This window comes from Paenibacillus xylanilyticus, assembly GCF_009664365.1.
GTDB lineage: Bacteria > Bacillota > Bacilli > Paenibacillales > Paenibacillaceae > Paenibacillus > Paenibacillus xylanilyticus_A.
This window is the reverse complement of sequence record NZ_CP044310.1, coordinates 1998396-2015152: the sequence shown is the minus strand read 5'-3', so window position 1 is coordinate 2015152 and position 16757 is coordinate 1998396. Positions and strand designations below refer to the sequence as shown.

General features: G+C 47.6%; 12 protein-coding genes. 2 read left to right on the top strand and 10 right to left on the bottom strand.

All coding sequences use genetic code 11. The annotated features are described in order from the left end of the window. Positions 1 to 4: 4 nt before the first annotated feature. The 6 genes from F4V51_RS09155 to F4V51_RS09130 form a co-directional block, all read right to left on the bottom strand. Entirely contained in the window at positions 5 to 304 is a 300-nt protein-coding gene (locus F4V51_RS09155; protein ID WP_153977739.1) for a lasso peptide biosynthesis PqqD family chaperone, read from the bottom strand. After that, positions 301 to 1245: an aldolase gene (locus tag F4V51_RS09150; protein WP_153977738.1), complete on the bottom strand. Its 945-nt coding sequence runs from the start codon at positions 1243 to 1245 to the stop codon at positions 301 to 303. The genes F4V51_RS09155 and F4V51_RS09150 overlap by 4 nt, the downstream gene beginning before the upstream one ends. A gap of 137 nt (positions 1246 to 1382) precedes the next feature. Next, positions 1383 to 1514, bottom strand: coding sequence for a paeninodin family lasso peptide (locus F4V51_RS09145; protein WP_110821067.1), 132 nt, complete (start codon positions 1512 to 1514; stop codon positions 1383 to 1385). A gap of 55 nt (positions 1515 to 1569) precedes the next feature. Further along, entirely contained in the window at positions 1570 to 3507 is a 1938-nt protein-coding gene (locus tag F4V51_RS09140) for an asparagine synthase-related protein (RefSeq protein ID WP_153977737.1), read from the bottom strand. Continuing rightward, positions 3504 to 4775, bottom strand: a complete 1272-nt coding sequence (locus F4V51_RS09135) for a sulfotransferase family protein (RefSeq protein WP_153977736.1) — start codon at positions 4773 to 4775, stop codon at positions 3504 to 3506. The genes F4V51_RS09140 and F4V51_RS09135 overlap by 4 nt, the downstream gene beginning before the upstream one ends. 376 nt (positions 4776 to 5151) lie before the next feature. After that, positions 5152 to 6483: an MFS transporter gene (locus F4V51_RS09130; protein ID WP_153977735.1), complete on the bottom strand. Its 1332-nt coding sequence runs from the start codon at positions 6481 to 6483 to the stop codon at positions 5152 to 5154. Between the two features lie 261 nt (positions 6484 to 6744). Here F4V51_RS09130 and yhbH point away from each other — a divergent pair, with 261 nt between their 5' ends. Together yhbH and F4V51_RS09120 are read left to right on the top strand one after the other, a co-directional pair. After that, positions 6745 to 7911, top strand: coding sequence for a sporulation protein YhbH (gene yhbH / locus F4V51_RS09125; protein ID WP_095288248.1), 1167 nt, complete (start codon positions 6745 to 6747; stop codon positions 7909 to 7911). Continuing rightward, entirely contained in the window at positions 7908 to 9344 is a 1437-nt protein-coding gene (locus tag F4V51_RS09120; RefSeq protein WP_153977734.1) for a SpoVR family protein, read from the top strand. Before yhbH ends, F4V51_RS09120 begins: the two co-directional genes overlap by 4 nt. A 92-nt stretch (positions 9345 to 9436) precedes the next feature. Here F4V51_RS09120 and F4V51_RS09115 read toward each other — a convergent pair whose 3' ends face one another. The 4 genes from F4V51_RS09115 to F4V51_RS09100 form a co-directional block, all read right to left on the bottom strand. Continuing rightward, the gene (locus F4V51_RS09115; protein WP_153977733.1) at positions 9437 to 11917 is read right to left on the bottom strand and encodes an EAL domain-containing protein; all 2481 of its coding nucleotides are present in this window, start codon (positions 11915 to 11917) and stop codon (positions 9437 to 9439) included. A 356-nt stretch (positions 11918 to 12273) separates the two neighbouring features. Beyond that, entirely contained in the window at positions 12274 to 13278 is a 1005-nt protein-coding gene (locus F4V51_RS09110; RefSeq protein WP_153977732.1) for a LacI family DNA-binding transcriptional regulator, read from the bottom strand. 130 nt (positions 13279 to 13408) lie between these two features. Then, complete coding sequence (locus F4V51_RS09105; protein WP_153977731.1) at positions 13409 to 14413, bottom strand: globin-coupled sensor protein; 1005 nt, start codon at positions 14411 to 14413, stop codon at positions 13409 to 13411. A 245-nt stretch (positions 14414 to 14658) separates the two neighbouring features. Then, the gene (locus F4V51_RS09100) at positions 14659 to 16554 is read right to left on the bottom strand and encodes a PrkA family serine protein kinase (protein ID WP_095288253.1); all 1896 of its coding nucleotides are present in this window, start codon (positions 16552 to 16554) and stop codon (positions 14659 to 14661) included. Positions 16555 to 16757 lie beyond the last annotated feature (203 nt).

The window sequence follows — 16757 nt, the reverse complement described above, 5'->3', positions numbered from 1 at the left end:
CGTCTTAATCCTCGTAAACAACGTCGATTAATCCCTCACGGGACATGTGCTCAAGAAACGGAATGACTTGCGCATGACAAGTATCTGCATCAATCTCGTATTCGGAAGCCAGAACATCAACCAAGCCCGCGATTGTCCGTTCCTGAGACAGCAGTTCCCAGATGCGCCCGCCAGTACTGCCCAGATTGTAGTACTTTCCACTTTGTATACTCATCATGACCTTTTCTCCGCCCATATCACTGACAAGATTGCCTTCCTTCTGCTTCACACGATCTTTCCAATCGAATTGTTTTGTACTTTTCATTGTTCTGTGTGCACCCCTTTACGTACATGATCTGTGATCCGTTCAACCATCTCAAATGCAGTAAAATCAGAACCGGACCTCGTCAATCTACCAATTTCTACGCTCGCTGATAATCTGGAAACAGTCTCGAACAGCCACTGTGCAAGGCCTTGCCTTGCGACAAGAGTACTTCGGAAGGTATGTGTACACAGCAGGTGAAGTCTTTCCAATCCGTGAACCTGCGTCAATTGAATAGGCTTCCTTACGTCATCCGGTTTGGGATTCAGCTCGAAAATGCCGGCAAGCGGGACAGATCTCTCATGAAAATAATGCTGAACCGGTATCGCATACTTCGTTATCTCGGCATGCACGGTGGCATAATTCTCTTCTTTCATGCCAAACCCATCCAGGCTGGGCTGCCACAGCTTCTGCTGCGGATACCCTGGAGATACAATAGCTCTTCCTCCGGCATCCCAGGTTAGTGCAACGACGTCATCGGTCAAAAGCGGATACCCCCGTGAAGCCAGAGCCGCTGATAAAGTGGATTTCCCAGCACCTGAGTGCCCCACAAATGCATAAGCCCAGCCATCAATAACTACAGCACTTCCGTGTAGTGGAAGGATGCCCCGCTGCATCATGATGACGGCCATGCAAGTACCTAGAATAAACAATCGGACCTTTTTTTCATCAGCGTCCTGCTTAGGGTTAACGATAATTCTGCGTCCTTGCTCAATCAGGAAGATGCCTGCATCTTCAATTCGAAAAAAAAGACTGCCGTCACGAGATACGAAATTTTCATTCCCCACATCCCACGCTTCCCAAAGCGTGGTTAAATCGGCAGACTGGATATGTACGTCAATATCACCAGCATCCTGACTACTGTTCTGCACGATCTGGAGTTCTGGCATTTGAAATTGGCTTAGCCAACGCAATCCATATGCTTCATACTGCACAGGCAACAATGAATGACTCCTCCTTAGCAATGCTGAATGTAAAAAAGCCCTTATATTCATAGGAATCAAATATAAGGGCGGAGGCGAAAAGATAATCTTGTCTTTCCGCCCTTTAAGTATGATAGCTCTTCGTAAAACTTAATAACTTAGGAAGTTGGATCGTAGAGATCAGCATCGTGATCGGAGATCCAGTCGATTTGTCTGAATCCAGTTCCAGCCATAGTTTGGTTTACTTCCAACACTTCCAGTGCAGGTGCTTGCCATTCTTTCTTTTCCATTGTTGTCACCTCCTTTCAAGAGTTTACAATGCTGCCTAGTATGTAAATCTAACGTTCAAAATTTGCGGATGAAGCGATATACGATCAGGCTGTGCATCATCAAACGCATATCGGGGTGAGAAGCAAGTTCAGGCCGCGGCTGCGGAATGTTTTTAAGCGCCAATCGTATCCGGTCGGTGTTTAATATGCCGGCTACACGACTATCAGAACATAGCGTCTGCACTTCTGCGGTAAAAGCACCCCAATCAGGGATCATCCGGTGCAGCCAATCCGCGGGCTGTATGCCGCGAACACGTTGATTGAGTCTCACCTTATCAGGCAATTCAGGTGAAGTTGCACGCCGGATCAGGGAGCGATCTGTTCCCTTGCTGACATACTGTTCGATGGGTACCGACAGGCAAAACTGTATGACACGGGCATCACTGGTGGGATCACGCTCCCATGCCCGGTAACGCAAGGAACATTTGGTAGCTACTGCTCCATTCTTATTTGCTATGGCCAGATTGTTGAATTTCTCGGCTCTTACTTTCAGCGCATCTGCTCTAGCGCCTCCCTGAAGCATAACCAGTGATCCGAGTCGCTCCAGCACCCCAGTTCTATTCGCAAATTCCGGATGTATAAGTTGGCTCGTCGCGACATTGGCAGCCCCCTTCGAGGCAGTATGGAAACGTTCCGGGTAGGCTTTTTGTGCGGTAATACGAGCAATTCTGGAAAATTTCATGCCGGTTCGATGGGAATATTGCCTCATCTCCTGCAGCATGCGTAGCCAGCGGCCGCGTTTCATCAGACTCGCGTAATAGTCCAGGGCTGGTCCCCAGGAGATCGTGAAATTCCCTCTGGCTCCTGTAAGGAGCACACCTGCATCCTGCTGGCTTGCCTTTTCGTAAAACCCTCGGATCCAGAACGAATTTTCGAAATACTTATAAGGCATTTCCATCATGTCCAGCCAGGTATCGATCTCACTAAAAGGACTTCTGCCCTCAAAATCAAGATAGTTCTCCGATATATTCCCGATATGATCCACTGTGGAGCGAATGAAAGGTCGTTCATCAGCCAGCAGCGTTTTGGAAGTATAATCCGTGAAATCAGACACAGGCACGTAACTGTACGCATTCAGCCTCTTCCCCTGACTGCGCAGGGAGCCAGAAGCAAAGCCGACAACAGCACCGGAATCCAATCCACCGCTTAATGCAGCTGCTACCTGCCGATGGGTTCGTAAGCGGGCACTGACCGCCTGAGTGAATACATCGCGGAATGCTTCAACGTATTCCCCATCGGATTTGAGAAGCAGCGGCTCTACTTCGTCCCAGCGATGATACTGCTTCAGTTCCACTTGGAGAGTGGCTGCTCGGAAGACCAGGGTATGAGCAGGAGGTAACTGGTTCACTCCACAATAAGCCGTCATGTGAATATCTGCCGAGCCATGCATTTCGGGGATGGCCAGAAATTCGGATAACCAGGTCTCATTCAAATCCTTGGTGACTCCGTCCAGATCAAGCAGAGGGCCAATCAGTGTGCAAAATGAGAAACGTTTGCCGTCATGCCGATAATATAACGTCCTCATGCCGGTGATATCCCTCGCTGCAAACAATGTCCGCTTGCGGTCATCCCAGATTGCAAAAGCAAAGTCACCAATCAGCTTGCTGGCTGCCTGTTCACCCCATTGCTGATAGGCTCGCAAGATCAGTTCACTGTCCGAGAGGACGGACAACTGGCTTCTGGAGATGAATAACTGATCAGCGAGCTGCTCCCGGTTATCCAAAATAGCATCCGCGGTTATTGTGAGACCACTGACCTCATCAACCAAAGGCAGCTTCTCATGGACTGACTCGGGTGTGATCCACTGAGCATGACAACTCAGGAATGCCTGGTTCCCTTTCCAAACCCCGGTTGTATCTGCCGGAATATGTCCCAGGCTCGCGTACAGACGCCAGCTATCTTCCCAAAACGCTTCCTGACCATCGGTATGAACAATTCCCGCTATGGCACTCATGACTTTCCTCCCCGAAGGATCTTGCGCTGGGATGCCCACGCACTGATTTGATGACCAAATGGAATCCAGGATTTAATTCGCTGAAGCTTGCTATGAGCAGATGCCAGCTGCCTCTTCAATCGTTCCTGCTCACTGTATCCTCGCTCCAAGCGGTTATCTGCTGCACGAAGTGCTGCTTCCAATTGTCTGATTGTGGCAAGTGCAGCCAAGGTTGGATCTGTATCGGATTCCGTACGGTGGGCTGCTCCGTGCATCTCATCACTCGCCGTACTTATGGATGGGGATCCCTGTATGCTGTAACTCGGTTGCCATCTGCAACCTGTTGCTTCCATAAACTGATGACCAAGTCGTTCAATGACTTCCTGATCCGGGCCTGCTTCATAACGAACTCCTGTCCATTGTTCCGCCTCTTGCAGCTGTTCAGAGTAACCCATACGATGGAACACGTCTGCCCCCAGAACACGGCAATATGTTTCGACTTCAGTTGGACTTAGTATACTTTTCCAGTTGTTAACAGAATTTTTGTGTGCTTCTTGATGCGTAGACAAGAACGGGTCTCCGACCCCCATACTGTAGAACATGTTGGATTTCGAACTGTTTACATGAAGTCCATATTGCTCCATGCCCTCTTCATATCCAACGCCGAGAAACTCACACAACTTTTCAACTTCTTCTTTAGGCTTGGAGACCAGCTGTTCATAACGAAGCTCATGTGCATTTGCATGCTTTACTGCAAAATAATCATTTAAGCGAAGCAAGCCAAGCGTAAGATCAACGGCTTTCATATTCAGATGCGGGCTTTTTAGGCTGCTGACCAGATCAAACCCTTCTCCTTGGTTACGATTAACTTTCTTGTAGGAAGCAGCGATGGAGAGTGGATTACGCTGAAGGTGGATACGCTTGGACTCTGGAAAAAGTCGATCCAGCCATTCGAGCATATAGTAATAACGCGGAGATTTATCGACAACGAAATCTGCTGCATTCCCCTGCAGAAATCCGTTATATATTTCAAGGGCAAAGCTCCTGCATGCCTTTTCATATACATCATCTGAGACCATGGAACTATAAAATTGACGAATAATGGGGCTTCCTCCGTAAGGACGAGCATCTGCTTTCGACAGATCCACCAGATTCATCAGAAACCACATTTCCTGGGTTGCAAATATGCGGCTGTGGTTCTGCAGCATGACGGTGGATAGTGAGCTTCCACTACGAGGGACACAGAGCAATAAGACAAGTCCGTTACCTTGAACATCTACCACCGGCATCCCCTCCTCTGTCCGAATATAATGAGCATGCAGTTGGTCATCGAATTCTCATCCTTTTTTCTGAAGAAACAGAAGATGTACAAATCCAATTCTATGATGTTTCGACATCTTTCAGATACGTTGTGTATTCATAGTTTTACTCTATGATACAAAATGTATCATGTCAATCTTTTATTTTCACTTTTTCATAATTTCCTTTTCCGTTCACTCTTCACCCTCCACCGACAACTCAGCACTCCATACTTATTCCACTGTCCCTACGAAATATGACTGTGCACAAACATGAAAAAACTCCGAATCTGTTTCTGATAAACAGTTCCGGAGCAGCTATTTTTTTATTATTTCTTTTCAAAAAAGGTTCTGTTTTATTGATCCACTATGCCTTAGCGTTCACTCCAGGAGAAGGGGCAATGGATTCCAAAATACGGTTGTCTTCCCGATCTGCCTCAAGTGCGTCGTTCATGCCTTGCTTCACCTTAACTGTCATTAGAACAGCCATGCCTGCAAGGAAGAAAAAGAGCAGGGAAAGAATGCCCCACCTGCTTGAACCTGTAATCTGGCCCACCCAGCCAAAAACAAACGGACCAAAAATGGATGAAAATTTGCCGGTGATGTTAACAAAGCCAAAATACTCCCCTGTTCTGCCTGAGGGCATCAGGTTGCTAAACAATGAACGGGCAGTCGATTGACTGATACCTTGCACTACACCAACGAGTCCGGCAAGCAAGTAGAAATGGATGGCTTCTGTCATGAAATATCCGAGGATAACAATACACACGTAGATGGACAGACTCAACATCAATATCCGCTTCGCCCCCCATCGCTGTGCCCATGCGCCAAGCAGCAAGGTGCATGGGAAACCGATAAATTGGGTGAGCAGCAGCGCAAGCATCAAATCCGCTGTCCCGATGCCAATACTTGTCCCATAGATCGTCGCCATTAGAATGATTGTATTGATCCCATCATTAAAAAACCAAAAAGCTACCAGCATTCGAATCAGCTGGGGAAAACGAAGCATCTGGCGAAAGGTTTGGCGCAATCTGCGTATGCCTACCTCTGCGTATCCCTTCCACGATTCAGGCATATCCGGTGCCGCAGGACGGCGTGGAGCATGACGGAACAACGGGATGGAGAATAACAGCCACCAGAGCGCTACGGAGATAAAGGCAAGTCGCGTACCTGCCAGTGTACTTCCCATCCCGAACCAGCCAGGCTGCTGGATCATGAGCATGTTGACTGCCAGCAGTAATCCTCCGCCGATGTAACCATACGCATACCCTTTGGATGAGATCATATCCCTGCGTTCCGCAGAAACGAGATCAGGCAGCATAGCATCATAGAAAGTATTCCCGCCAGCAAATCCAATGGTCGAGATGACAAGCAAGGCGGAGGCCAGCAGCCAGTCCCCTTCCCCAACCGTGCTGAAGCCCAGTGTTGCAATCATTCCCGTGATAGCAAAGACGCGCAGAAAATCCCCTTTACGGCCAGACAGATCCGACAACGCTCCCAGCAGCGGGGTTAACAAGGCCACACATAACATCCCGATCGAGTGCGTATAGGCCAGATAAGATGCGGCTGTGCCTTCATCCAGTGTTGCCGCAGCTACCGAAGCATAGAAGACCGGAAGAACGGCGGCCAGTACTGTGGTCGCGTATGCAGAATTGGCCCAGTCGTACATAATCCAAGCTTTAACGGCCCGTTTATCCAAGTGGAATCCTTCCTTTACATGCATTCCTGTGAGAATGCCAATTCAATGCCTGTCCCTATTTTAAAGGAAGTTTGTCATACTTGTTCATCATTTCTGTAAAAAAGTTCAAGCTGCAGCAGGCATTTTGAGCGGTGATCGAAATTGCAGTCGCGTAAATTGTATCATTTTATCTCCTCTCGCATCACATATCGTCCCCGCCAGTGAATATACTTAATTACCGACAGGCCAAACTGTGCCGCGTAATTAATGGGGGGTGCCTACATGTCAAATTCACACCAGCCTTACTCGTTCGTCGTATCCCGGGAAGATTGGTCGCTTCACCGCAAAGGGTACCAGGACCAGCAGCGCCATCAGCAAAAGGTTAAGGATGTCATTAAGCAAAATCTGCCTGATCTGATTACCGAAGAAAACATTATCATGTCCGATGGACAACAAATCATCAAGGTACCGATCCGCAGTCTGGATGAGTACCGTTTTGTGTATAACTACCAAAAGCAAAAGCATGTCGGTCAAGGCGACGGTGACAGTCAGGTCGGAGATGTCATCGGTCGTGATCCTGCCTCACAAAAACCGGGCAAAGGCGAAAAAGCCGGAGATCAGCCTGGTCATGATATCGTAGAAGCCGAAGTCAGCATTGAAGAACTGGAAGATATGCTGTTCTCTGAACTTGAGCTTCCGGATCTGAAGCAGAAAGACAAGGATCAGATTGAAACACATACCGTGGTATTCAATGATATCCGCAAAAAAGGCATGCAGTCCAACATTGACAAGAAACGAACCATTCTTGAAAACCTCCGGCGCAATGCCACAACCGGGAATCCGGGTATTCATCATATCAGTCCGGATGATCTGCGTTACAAGACATGGGAAGACAAAATTATTCCGCAGTCCAACGCCGTCATTATCGCCATGATGGATACTTCCGGGTCCATGGGTTCTTTTGAAAAGTACTGCGCTCGCAGCTTCTTCTTCTGGATGACCCGTTTTCTGCGCCGCCAATACGAGAAGGTTGAAATTGTGTTCCTGGCTCACCATACGGAAGCCAAAGAAGTGACGGAAGAGGAATTTTTCACACGCGGCGAGAGCGGAGGAACGATCTGCTCCTCTGTATATATGAAGGCTCTTGATATCATCGATCGGCGTTACCCTCCTTCCAGCTACAACATCTATCCATTTCATTTCTCAGATGGGGATAACCTCACCTCGGATAACGAACGCTGTGTGAAATTGATTGGTGAGCTAATGAAGCGCAGCAACATGTTTGGATATGGAGAGGTCAATCAATATAACCGCAGCAGTACATTAATGTCGGCTTATCGACATATTAAGATGGATCAGTTTATGTACTATGTGATCAAAGAAAAAGGCGAAGTGTACAAAGCTTTGCGCAGCTTTTTCCAAAAACGGGAAGGAGGCAGCGTAAGATGACAGATGAAATCCGCGACCTAGAATACGCCATTGCCGAGATTATGGAGATTGCCGATGGATTCGGCCTGGATTATTATCCGATGCGTTATGAGATCTGCCCGTCAGACATCATCTATACCTTCGGAGCCTACGGAATGCCAACCCGGTTCAGTCACTGGAGCTTTGGGAAAACCTTTCACAAGATGAAGATGCAGTATGATTTTGGCCTCAGTAAAATTTATGAGCTTGTCATTAATTCCAACCCTTGCTATGCCTTCCTGCTGGATGGCAATTCCCTGATTCAGAACAAATTGATCGTGGCCCACGTGCTCGCACACTGTGATTTCTTCAAAAACAATGCCCGTTTCTCCAAATCGAACCGCAATATGGTCGAAAGCATGGCCGCCACGGCGGACCGGATCAGCAACTACGAAATGGAGTACGGAACCGAAGCTGTTGAGTCATTCATCGATGCCGTGATCGCCATTCAGGAACATGTAGATCCTCAACTCATCAAACCCCGTCATTTGGACAAACAACGTTATATGGAGATGAAAATGCGGGAGCAGCGTGGTGAAAAGGCCCCACGTCCAGAAGGACGATATGACGACTTATGGTCGCTTGATGATATGCAGAAAGAGGAAGCCCCATCCGAAGGAATTCAGGTTCATCACTTCCCGCCCGAGCCGGAAAAGGACATCATGTGGTTTATTCAGGAGTTCTCGGAAGTGCTGACGGATTGGCAGCGGGATATCATGAGTATGATGCGTGAAGAGATGCTGTACTTCTGGCCTCAGATGGAAACCAAGATCATGAACGAAGGCTGGGCTTCCTACTGGCATCAACGCATTGTACGCGAGCTCGACCTGAGTAGTGAAGACACGATCGAATTTGCCAAATTAAATTCTTCCGTGGTGCAGCCCTCCAAACAAAGTTTGAATCCGTATTATCTGGGGCTGAAAATCTTTGAAGATATTGAACGCCGCTGGGATCATCCCTCCAGGGAAGAGCAGGAGCGCTTTGGCCGCAAACCCGGTCAGGGCCGTGCCAAAATGTTTGAGGTTCGTGAATTCGATTCCGACACCTCCTTCATCCGTAATTACATGACGAAGCAGCTGACTGAAGATCTGGATCTCTATGTATTCGAGAAAAAAGGCCCGGACTGGAAAATCACCGACAAGTCCTGGGAAAACATACGCGATCAACTTGTATTCTCTCGTATTAACGGAGGATCTCCGTACCTGGTCGTTCAGGATGCCGATTACCTGCGGACTGGTGAACTTGTGCTGAAGCACCAGTATGAAGGGATTGAACTGGACCTGAAGTATATGGAGCGCACCCTCCCTTATCTGTACCGGCTCTGGGGGCGAACGGTTCATCTGGAAACCCGGGTTGAGGATAAACCGATCTGGTTTACCTATGACGGCAAGAAGCACCATAGGAAATTTATGTAAGTTTCTTCTATATAAAAGCGTACCAAAAAAAAAGCGGCAAGTCCCTGGCGTATGGCGGGGACTTGCCGCTTGGCATGTTGGAACAAATTTACTTATCCAAGAATGATGGAATTTCCCGGCAGGCGCAGCGGAACAAAAAAATCATGCTCCACTTCACTTGCTGGCAGAGGACGGCTGAAGTAGTATCCCTGAATTTCCCGGCAGTCATTCTGCATCAGGATATCGAGTTGTCCTTTGGTCTCAATGCCTTCTGCAATAACGTCCATCTTCAGATTCTGTGCCATGGTGATAATCGTTGCCACAATTGCCTGGTCACTCTGATTCTCGGTGATGTCTGTAACAAACGAACGGTCGATCTTCAGCTTATGAATCGGAAAATGCTTCAGGTAACTCAGCGAGCTGTACCCTGTACCGAAATCATCCAGGCTAATCTTGACTCCGAGGGAAGTAAGCTGATTCAGTATGCCTGTTGAGACTGAAGCATCCATCATCATGCTTTCCGTGATTTCAAGTTCCAGGTAGCGAGCTTCCAGCCCTGTTTCCTCCAGAGCAAGCTGAACCTGCTCCACGAGGTTGGACTGATGAAATTGCTGGCTGGACAGGTTTACCGATACCGGAATCAACGGACCGCCGCTAGCATGCCATTCTTTCATCTGCCTGCAAGCTTCCCGCAGCGTCCAGTTCCCAATGTCATAAATGATACCCGTTTCCTCTGCAATGGGAATGAACACGTTTGGTGACAAAATCCCCTTGTGTGGATGCTTCCAGCGAATCAGGGCTTCCACACCGATCATCCGGCTATCTGCTGTGCGAATCTGCGGCTGGTAATACAGGAGCAATTCATTGCGTTCGAGCGCTTTGCGCAGGTATCCCTCCAGCTCAATACGCTCATACAATTCCGAATCAAGTTGTGTAGTATAGAACTGAAATCCGTTTTTGCCATTTTTTTTGACTTCATACATGGCGGTGTCCGCATGCTTCAACAGGGTATCCACTTCCGTTCCATGCTCCGGGTACATGGCAATACCGATACTGGCTGTAACGTAAAAATCATTCTCTTTTAACCGATACGGCAATTGGATGGCTTCAACAATTTGTTCCGCCAGGTTCGTCACACGCTCCTCATTCCCCTGTTCATTCATGACGACCAGTGTGAATTCGTCACCACCCATTCGGGCCAGCATCACGTTATCCATCCCTTTAGGATCGGATGCACGGATTGCCTTAAGAATTCGGTCGCTGACTTCCCTCAGAAAAACATCTCCAATGGAATGGCCCAGCGAATCATTGATCATTTTGAAACGGTCAATATCCATCACCATCACGGCAAACGCATGATTGGATATTTCGGAAGCTGCAATTGTTTCAGCCAGCACCTCATCCAGTTTACGTCTGTTCGGCAGGCCAGTAAGCGGATCATGTGTGGCCTGATGACGAATCATCTCCTGAGCCTGCTTCTCCTCGGTAATATCCTTGATTAGAATATGGCTGCCAACATCGGTACCTTCGATCAAAACAGGTACGACGCTAATGCTTAAATCCAGATGCTGCCCATCCATCCCTTTCATACTTGCCGTATAATAACGCTGTTCAAGGCTTGCACCCGATAAATCCACACTTTGAAGCTCATGGGAACTCCAGTGGATATCAATATGCTTCAATATTTCATCCAGAGAGCGATGAATGACTAATCGCTCCGGATATCCAGTAATCCGCGTAACTGCAGCATTTACTCCTTTGACAATTCCCTCATTGTTTACCGATATAATGGCGTCTGAATGGTTCTCATACAGAGCTTGATACCACTGCTCATTTTCACGAATTCGCTGATCCTTTATGGACATTCGTTGATTGATATATATGCCAAAGAGTGTCAGTCCAAGGGTAAGGAACGTACCTGCTGCAACCAGGTATGCCAGTAGCCCGGGTTCAATCTGCATCATGGAATTTACCATCTGGGCATGCGAATGCTGATGAAATTGCGCAGCGGCCATCCCTGTGTAATGCATACCTGTGATTCCCAGCCCCATAATGAGCCCACTGCCCAATTTGTAAACCCAAGTGAACCGTGTCCGGTGCTGGCTCAAATAAAACATAAGCCATAGTGCTGCAAAGGAGGCACCTGCTGCGATGAGTACAGAAGCAAGCACGATATCTGCCTCATAACTGATTGGAACGGACATGGCAGCCATACCCACATAATGCATACTGGTGATACCTGCAGTCATGAGCAGACCGGCAGCAACAATCTGGCGCACATTGCCCGATTTCCGGCCTGCAATGTGTAACGCAATCCCTGAAGCAGCAACTGCGAGCAGGACGGACAGAACAACTTTGTCCATGGAATAGGAGACATGCATGGGAAGAACAAAAGCCAGCATACCGACAAAATGCATGGACCAGATGCCAAGTCCCATGGACATGGCACCGCTGGCAAGCCATACCCTTCTGGATATTCCTTTCGCCAAGCTTACCCGGCCAGCAAGGTCAAGTGCAGCATATGATGCTAGAGCAGCAATAATGTAAGATAAAACAACCAGTTCCAAGTTATACGTTCCATGTAGATGTTCCACTCTGTCTTTCCTTTCAACCGGGAAGTATCTTGTATGTAGGCATAATGTAAAAAAGAAGGCAGTGCACTGTCCGGGTGACAGGCACTCCCTTCGTTTCATTTAGACTCGTGACCACCAGCTTCTACAGCACGGCAGCCATACATCAGAAACCCGTTAATAGTGATGTCTATAGTCTAAACGTCCTAGTGACGAAAATCAACACTTATTTCCAGTATTAAGGAACATGAATATACGTTGTTAAATTTTAAAAAATGAAGCGATTATAACATGAAGATTCCTTACGGCATCTATGTATTCTGTTCTCGTTTTACATACCCAATAAGCACAGCCATCAGCTGTGCTTAATTCGTGAAGTGTTACCCTTTGACAGGTGCAGTGGTCTGCCGGACAACCAGATTGGAAGGCTCCGTAATTACCGGCGGTGAATAATCGGGATTTTCAATCATTGCAATCAGATACTCAATCGACTTGATGCCGATCGAATAGATGTTTTGATTAATCGTGGTTAACCCCGGTTTAAATACCTGAGCGTAATACGTATTGTCAAAGCCAACGACGGAAATGTCTTCAGGTACGCTTAGACCGTGTTTCTCAATCTCATGAATCGCACCGAATGCGGCCATGTCTGAAGCGCAGACGATCCCTGTTGGTTGATCCTTCAATGCCAGCAATCGCCGTGCAGCCTTGCCCCCCTCTTCAAAGGAGTAATCACATACTTCCAGATACACGGTTGAATACGGAATACCGCATTCGCGCAATCCTTCACGGTAGCCTTCCAACCGAAGATTGGCTACGGCGGGGCCAAGTGTACCCGAGATATAGGCAATCTTGCGATGACCCAACTCATGCAGATGCTTAACACTCATTGCAATCGCATTGGAGTTATCCGTAGTAATATATCCGGCACGTTTGCCAAACAAATCCGTGTCAATAAACATGGTCGGAATCTCGGCTTGAACCAATTCCTCGATACTTTTGTTGTCTCTTCCTTCTCCGAACACAACAACGCCATCCACATTCCGGCTGCGGCAATGTTTAATAAACGAGTATCCCGGATCGTCGAACCGCGTGGACAAACGGACCAGATCATAACCGCTATTCTCCAGTGCTGTCTTGATTCCTTCCAGCAATTCCGAAACAAACGGATTGGTAAAAGGAACTGTGAGCAGCACCCCTACCGTCCATGAACGGCGTTTTACAAGTCCGCGTGCCACCACATTCGGTTGATATTTCAATAGTTCAATGGCTATATTGACTTTTTTGCGAGTTTTGTCACTTACATCGGGATAATCGTTCAGCACTTTGGAAACGGTTGCAACAGATACGCCCGCTTCTTTGGCCACATCATGGATAGAAGCCACCTGATCACCTCAACCTCTTTCAAATCCCCTGTCTCCGGCTGCATTTACTATGACATTCGGCAGGTTTGTCTACCCATTATAGCTTAAAACAGCCAGAAACGGTATCGCAGGATCTTGGGTTGCTAACAGCCTATTCTTGCCTGTCCAGTTTTCTCAGATCCAGTGCGAGTTTTTCCATCGTGGTTGCAAATACCGCAAGTTCCTCCGAACGTGAAGCTTGGCGTCTCGCTCCTTGAGATGTGTGCTGCGACTCTTGCTGTACACTTCCAAGCTTCCTCATAATCTGTTCGAGATTGGCCTGGATCTTTCCCTGCGCCTCACGGGAATTGGCGGCAAGCTTCCGGACTTCACTTGCAACAACCTCGAACCCCCGGCCAAATTCACCTGCATGTGCAGCTTCGATGGCTGCATTCAAGCCGACCAGATGACTTTGCTCCGAAATTTCACGAATGAGTTCTCCCATCTTGCCGATCTGATGGATCTCATCTGTTAAGGCCTCCAGCAATTCATGAGCTTGATCCTGCGAGGCAGCGGTTTCTCTCGCGACGTCCGAAATAGCCTGGGCATTCTCATTCAATTCACAGATCATTCCCGTAAGTTGCTGAGTAATCTGCGTAATGGCCGTCAAAGTATGCTCTTGTTCTGCAGCAAGCTGGTGCAGCTTTTCCTTTTCCTTCTTTTCATAAGCTTCAAGGACAAGCTGGGCGTCGAGATTAAACATTTTGCTCAGCGCCTGAATCACACGATGCCAGGAATCAGGGATGACTTGCTGAAAGATGCTTGTTGCAATATCGAGATAAACCATATATGTCCCCAGATAATAATCTTCCGATAATCCAATGCGTGAATGTACCAATCCAATCGCAATACGCTGTTCAATATAAGCGTCGTCCACTATGCCGTCCGTCATGGACAGCCAGTACATTTGCTGCGTTTCTTTCAGCCGTTCAATGGAAGAAAACCGTGTAATCATCTCAGCGAGTTCAGGATAACCTCCGACATGATTATAGAAGTGATCCACCACGTCATGTACAACCTTCTGGAATACCGGCCTGTGGTCGGCAAGCAATTGCAGATCCGCTCTGGTGAGTCCAATATAATCGAGTTGCTTTTGTCTTGCTGCAGTAATACTCATAACTAGTTCCGTCAACTCCTTAATAACTACTAAAAAACACCAATTTGTAAAATGACTGTACCGATTATAGACTAAATGACCTAAATTTACATATACCATTAGAACTAATTTGTCATGAATTTGACTTCTGGTGTCAGTTTTTTCGCAAATTTCATCCACTGTTCATGCAAAAAGACTCCTTCACCAGCCGTGAAGGAGCCTCACAGCAGGCATCAGGAGCCTGATCCGGAATGGTTTTGAACCTGTTAGCGATTCAGCAGACTGCCCACATAACGCAGCAGTTCATTTGCGCTGGCTGCCGTATATCCATGTTCTTCGATTAGGCGTTTGATAACCTCGTTCATCCGTTTCAATTGTGTAGCATCTGGTGTTTTGGTTGAAGTTGTAATCTTGACGATGTCTTTCAGGTCTGCGAACAGCTTCTTCTCAATCGCTTCCCGCAGTCGGTCGTGGCTGCTGTATTCAAACTTGCGCTCTTTGCGGGAGTATGCTGAAATTCGGATCAGAATCTCTTCCCGGAATGCTTTTTTCGCATTTTCGGATATGCCGATCTGCTCCTCAATCGAACGCATTAAACGCTCATCCGGATCCATCTCCTCATCGGTTAACGGATCGCGAATTTTGGACCAGTTGCAGAAGGCCTCGATGTTATCGAGGTAATTTTCGAACAGCGTTTTGGCAGACTCTTCAAACGAATACACAAATGCCTTTTGCACTTCCTTTTTGGCCAGTTCATCATATTCTTTACGCGCCAGAGCAATAAAGTTCAGATAGCGTTCGCGTTCTTCTTTGGTAATGGAAGCATGCTGATCCAGACCGTCCTTGATTGCCCGCAAAATATCCAACGCGTTAATGCACTGAAGGTTTTGCTTAATCAAAGCACTGGATATCCGGTTGATGACATAACGTGGATCGATGCCGGACATGCCCTCATCCAGATACTCATTTTGCATTTCACGCAGATCAGCTTCCTTGTAACCCTCCACTTCCTCACCATCATACATCCGCATCTTTTTGACGAGATCCATGCCTTGTTTTTTCGTTTCCTTCAGGCGCGTAAGTATGGAGAAAATGGCTGCGGTCCGCAGCGCGTGCGGTGCAATATGAACATGTTTCATGTCACTTTGCTGAATGAGCTTTCCATAAATCTTCTCTTCTTCGGAGACCTTCAGATTATATGGAATAGGCATTACAATCATCCGGGATTGCAAGGCTTCATTCTTTTTATTCGAAATAAACGATTTGTACTCAGACTCATTGGTATGAGCAACGATCATCTCATCGGCACTGATTAAGGCAAACCGGCCTGCTTTGAAATTGCCCTCCTGCGTGAGCGATAAGAGGTTCCACAGAAACTTTTCATCACATTTCAACATCTCCTGGAACTCCATCAATCCACGATTCGCCTTGTTTAACTCCCCGTCAAAACGATACGCACGCGGGTCGGATTCGGAACCAAACTCGGTAATGGTCGAGAAGTCGATGCTGCCCGTGAGATCTGCGATATCCTGGGACTTCGGATCAGACGGACTGAATGTTCCGATCCCTATTCGGTTGTCCTCGGAGATGATAACCCGCTCTACCTTGACGCGGCTGATATCCCCGCCATATTCGGTGCGAAGTCTCATTTGGCAGGATGGGCACAGGTTGCCCTCAATACGGACACCAATCTCTTTTTCCACTTCGGGACGAAGCTCCAGAGGGATTAAGTGCAGGGGTTCCTCATGCATTGGGCATCCCTCGATAGCGTAAACGGCCCCTTTTTCCGTTCGCGAGAACTGTTCAAGACCACGCTTCAGCAAAGTGACGAGTGTCGACTTCCCTCCACTTACCGGACCCATAAGGAGCAAGATCCGTTTCCGTACATCCAGACGTCGTGCTGCCGAATGGAAATATTCCTCGACCAGCTTCTCAATGGAGCGATCCAGTCCAAAAATCTCCTGTTCAAAAAACTTATACCGTTTATGCCCCCCGACTTCTTCCACGCCAAACGATTCAATCATCTGATACACTCGTGCGTGAGCCGTCATTGCCGGAGTCGGGTCCTCTCTCAGCAGAGCAATATAATCTTCAAATGTTCCATTCCAAGACAAACGGTCACTCTCTGCCCGATATTCCGCAACGCGTTCAAAAATATTCATGCTTGGTACCTCCCATGGCTCCTTTAGTGTGATTGTCAACCATTCCGAATGGTATGAAGAAATCAATAGAATTGCAGCTCCTGCTTGAATACCAATCTGCGGTCCGGATTAGTCCCGCCACCCTCTGTCCAAACGTCTTGTATTGTTGTGAAAAGTGTATTACATACCTATGCGGCAAATCGGATAAGTTGACCTCTTTTTTT

Excerpts from the sequence above, each read along its gene's own strand:
- F4V51_RS09155 (WP_153977739.1), bottom strand. The coding sequence starts at position 304 with ATGAAAAGTACAAAACAATTCGATTGGAAAGATCGTGTGAAGCAGAAG.
- F4V51_RS09145 (WP_110821067.1), bottom strand. The coding sequence starts at position 1,514 with ATGGAAAAGAAAGAATGGCAAGCACCTGCACTGGAAGTGTTGGAAGTA.
- F4V51_RS09140 (WP_153977737.1), bottom strand. The coding sequence starts at position 3,507 with ATGAGTGCCATAGCGGGAATTGTTCATACCGATGGTCAGGAAGCGTTT.
- F4V51_RS09135 (WP_153977736.1), bottom strand. The coding sequence starts at position 4,775 with ATGCCGGTGGTAGATGTTCAAGGTAACGGACTTGTCTTATTGCTCTGT.
- yhbH (WP_095288248.1), top strand. The coding sequence starts at position 6,745 with ATGTCAAATTCACACCAGCCTTACTCGTTCGTCGTATCCCGGGAAGAT.
- F4V51_RS09120 (WP_153977734.1), top strand. The coding sequence starts at position 7,908 with ATGACAGATGAAATCCGCGACCTAGAATACGCCATTGCCGAGATTATG.
- F4V51_RS09105 (WP_153977731.1), bottom strand. The coding sequence starts at position 14,413 with ATGAGTATTACTGCAGCAAGACAAAAGCAACTCGATTATATTGGACTC.
- F4V51_RS09100 (WP_095288253.1), bottom strand. The coding sequence starts at position 16,554 with ATGAATATTTTTGAACGCGTTGCGGAATATCGGGCAGAGAGTGACCGT.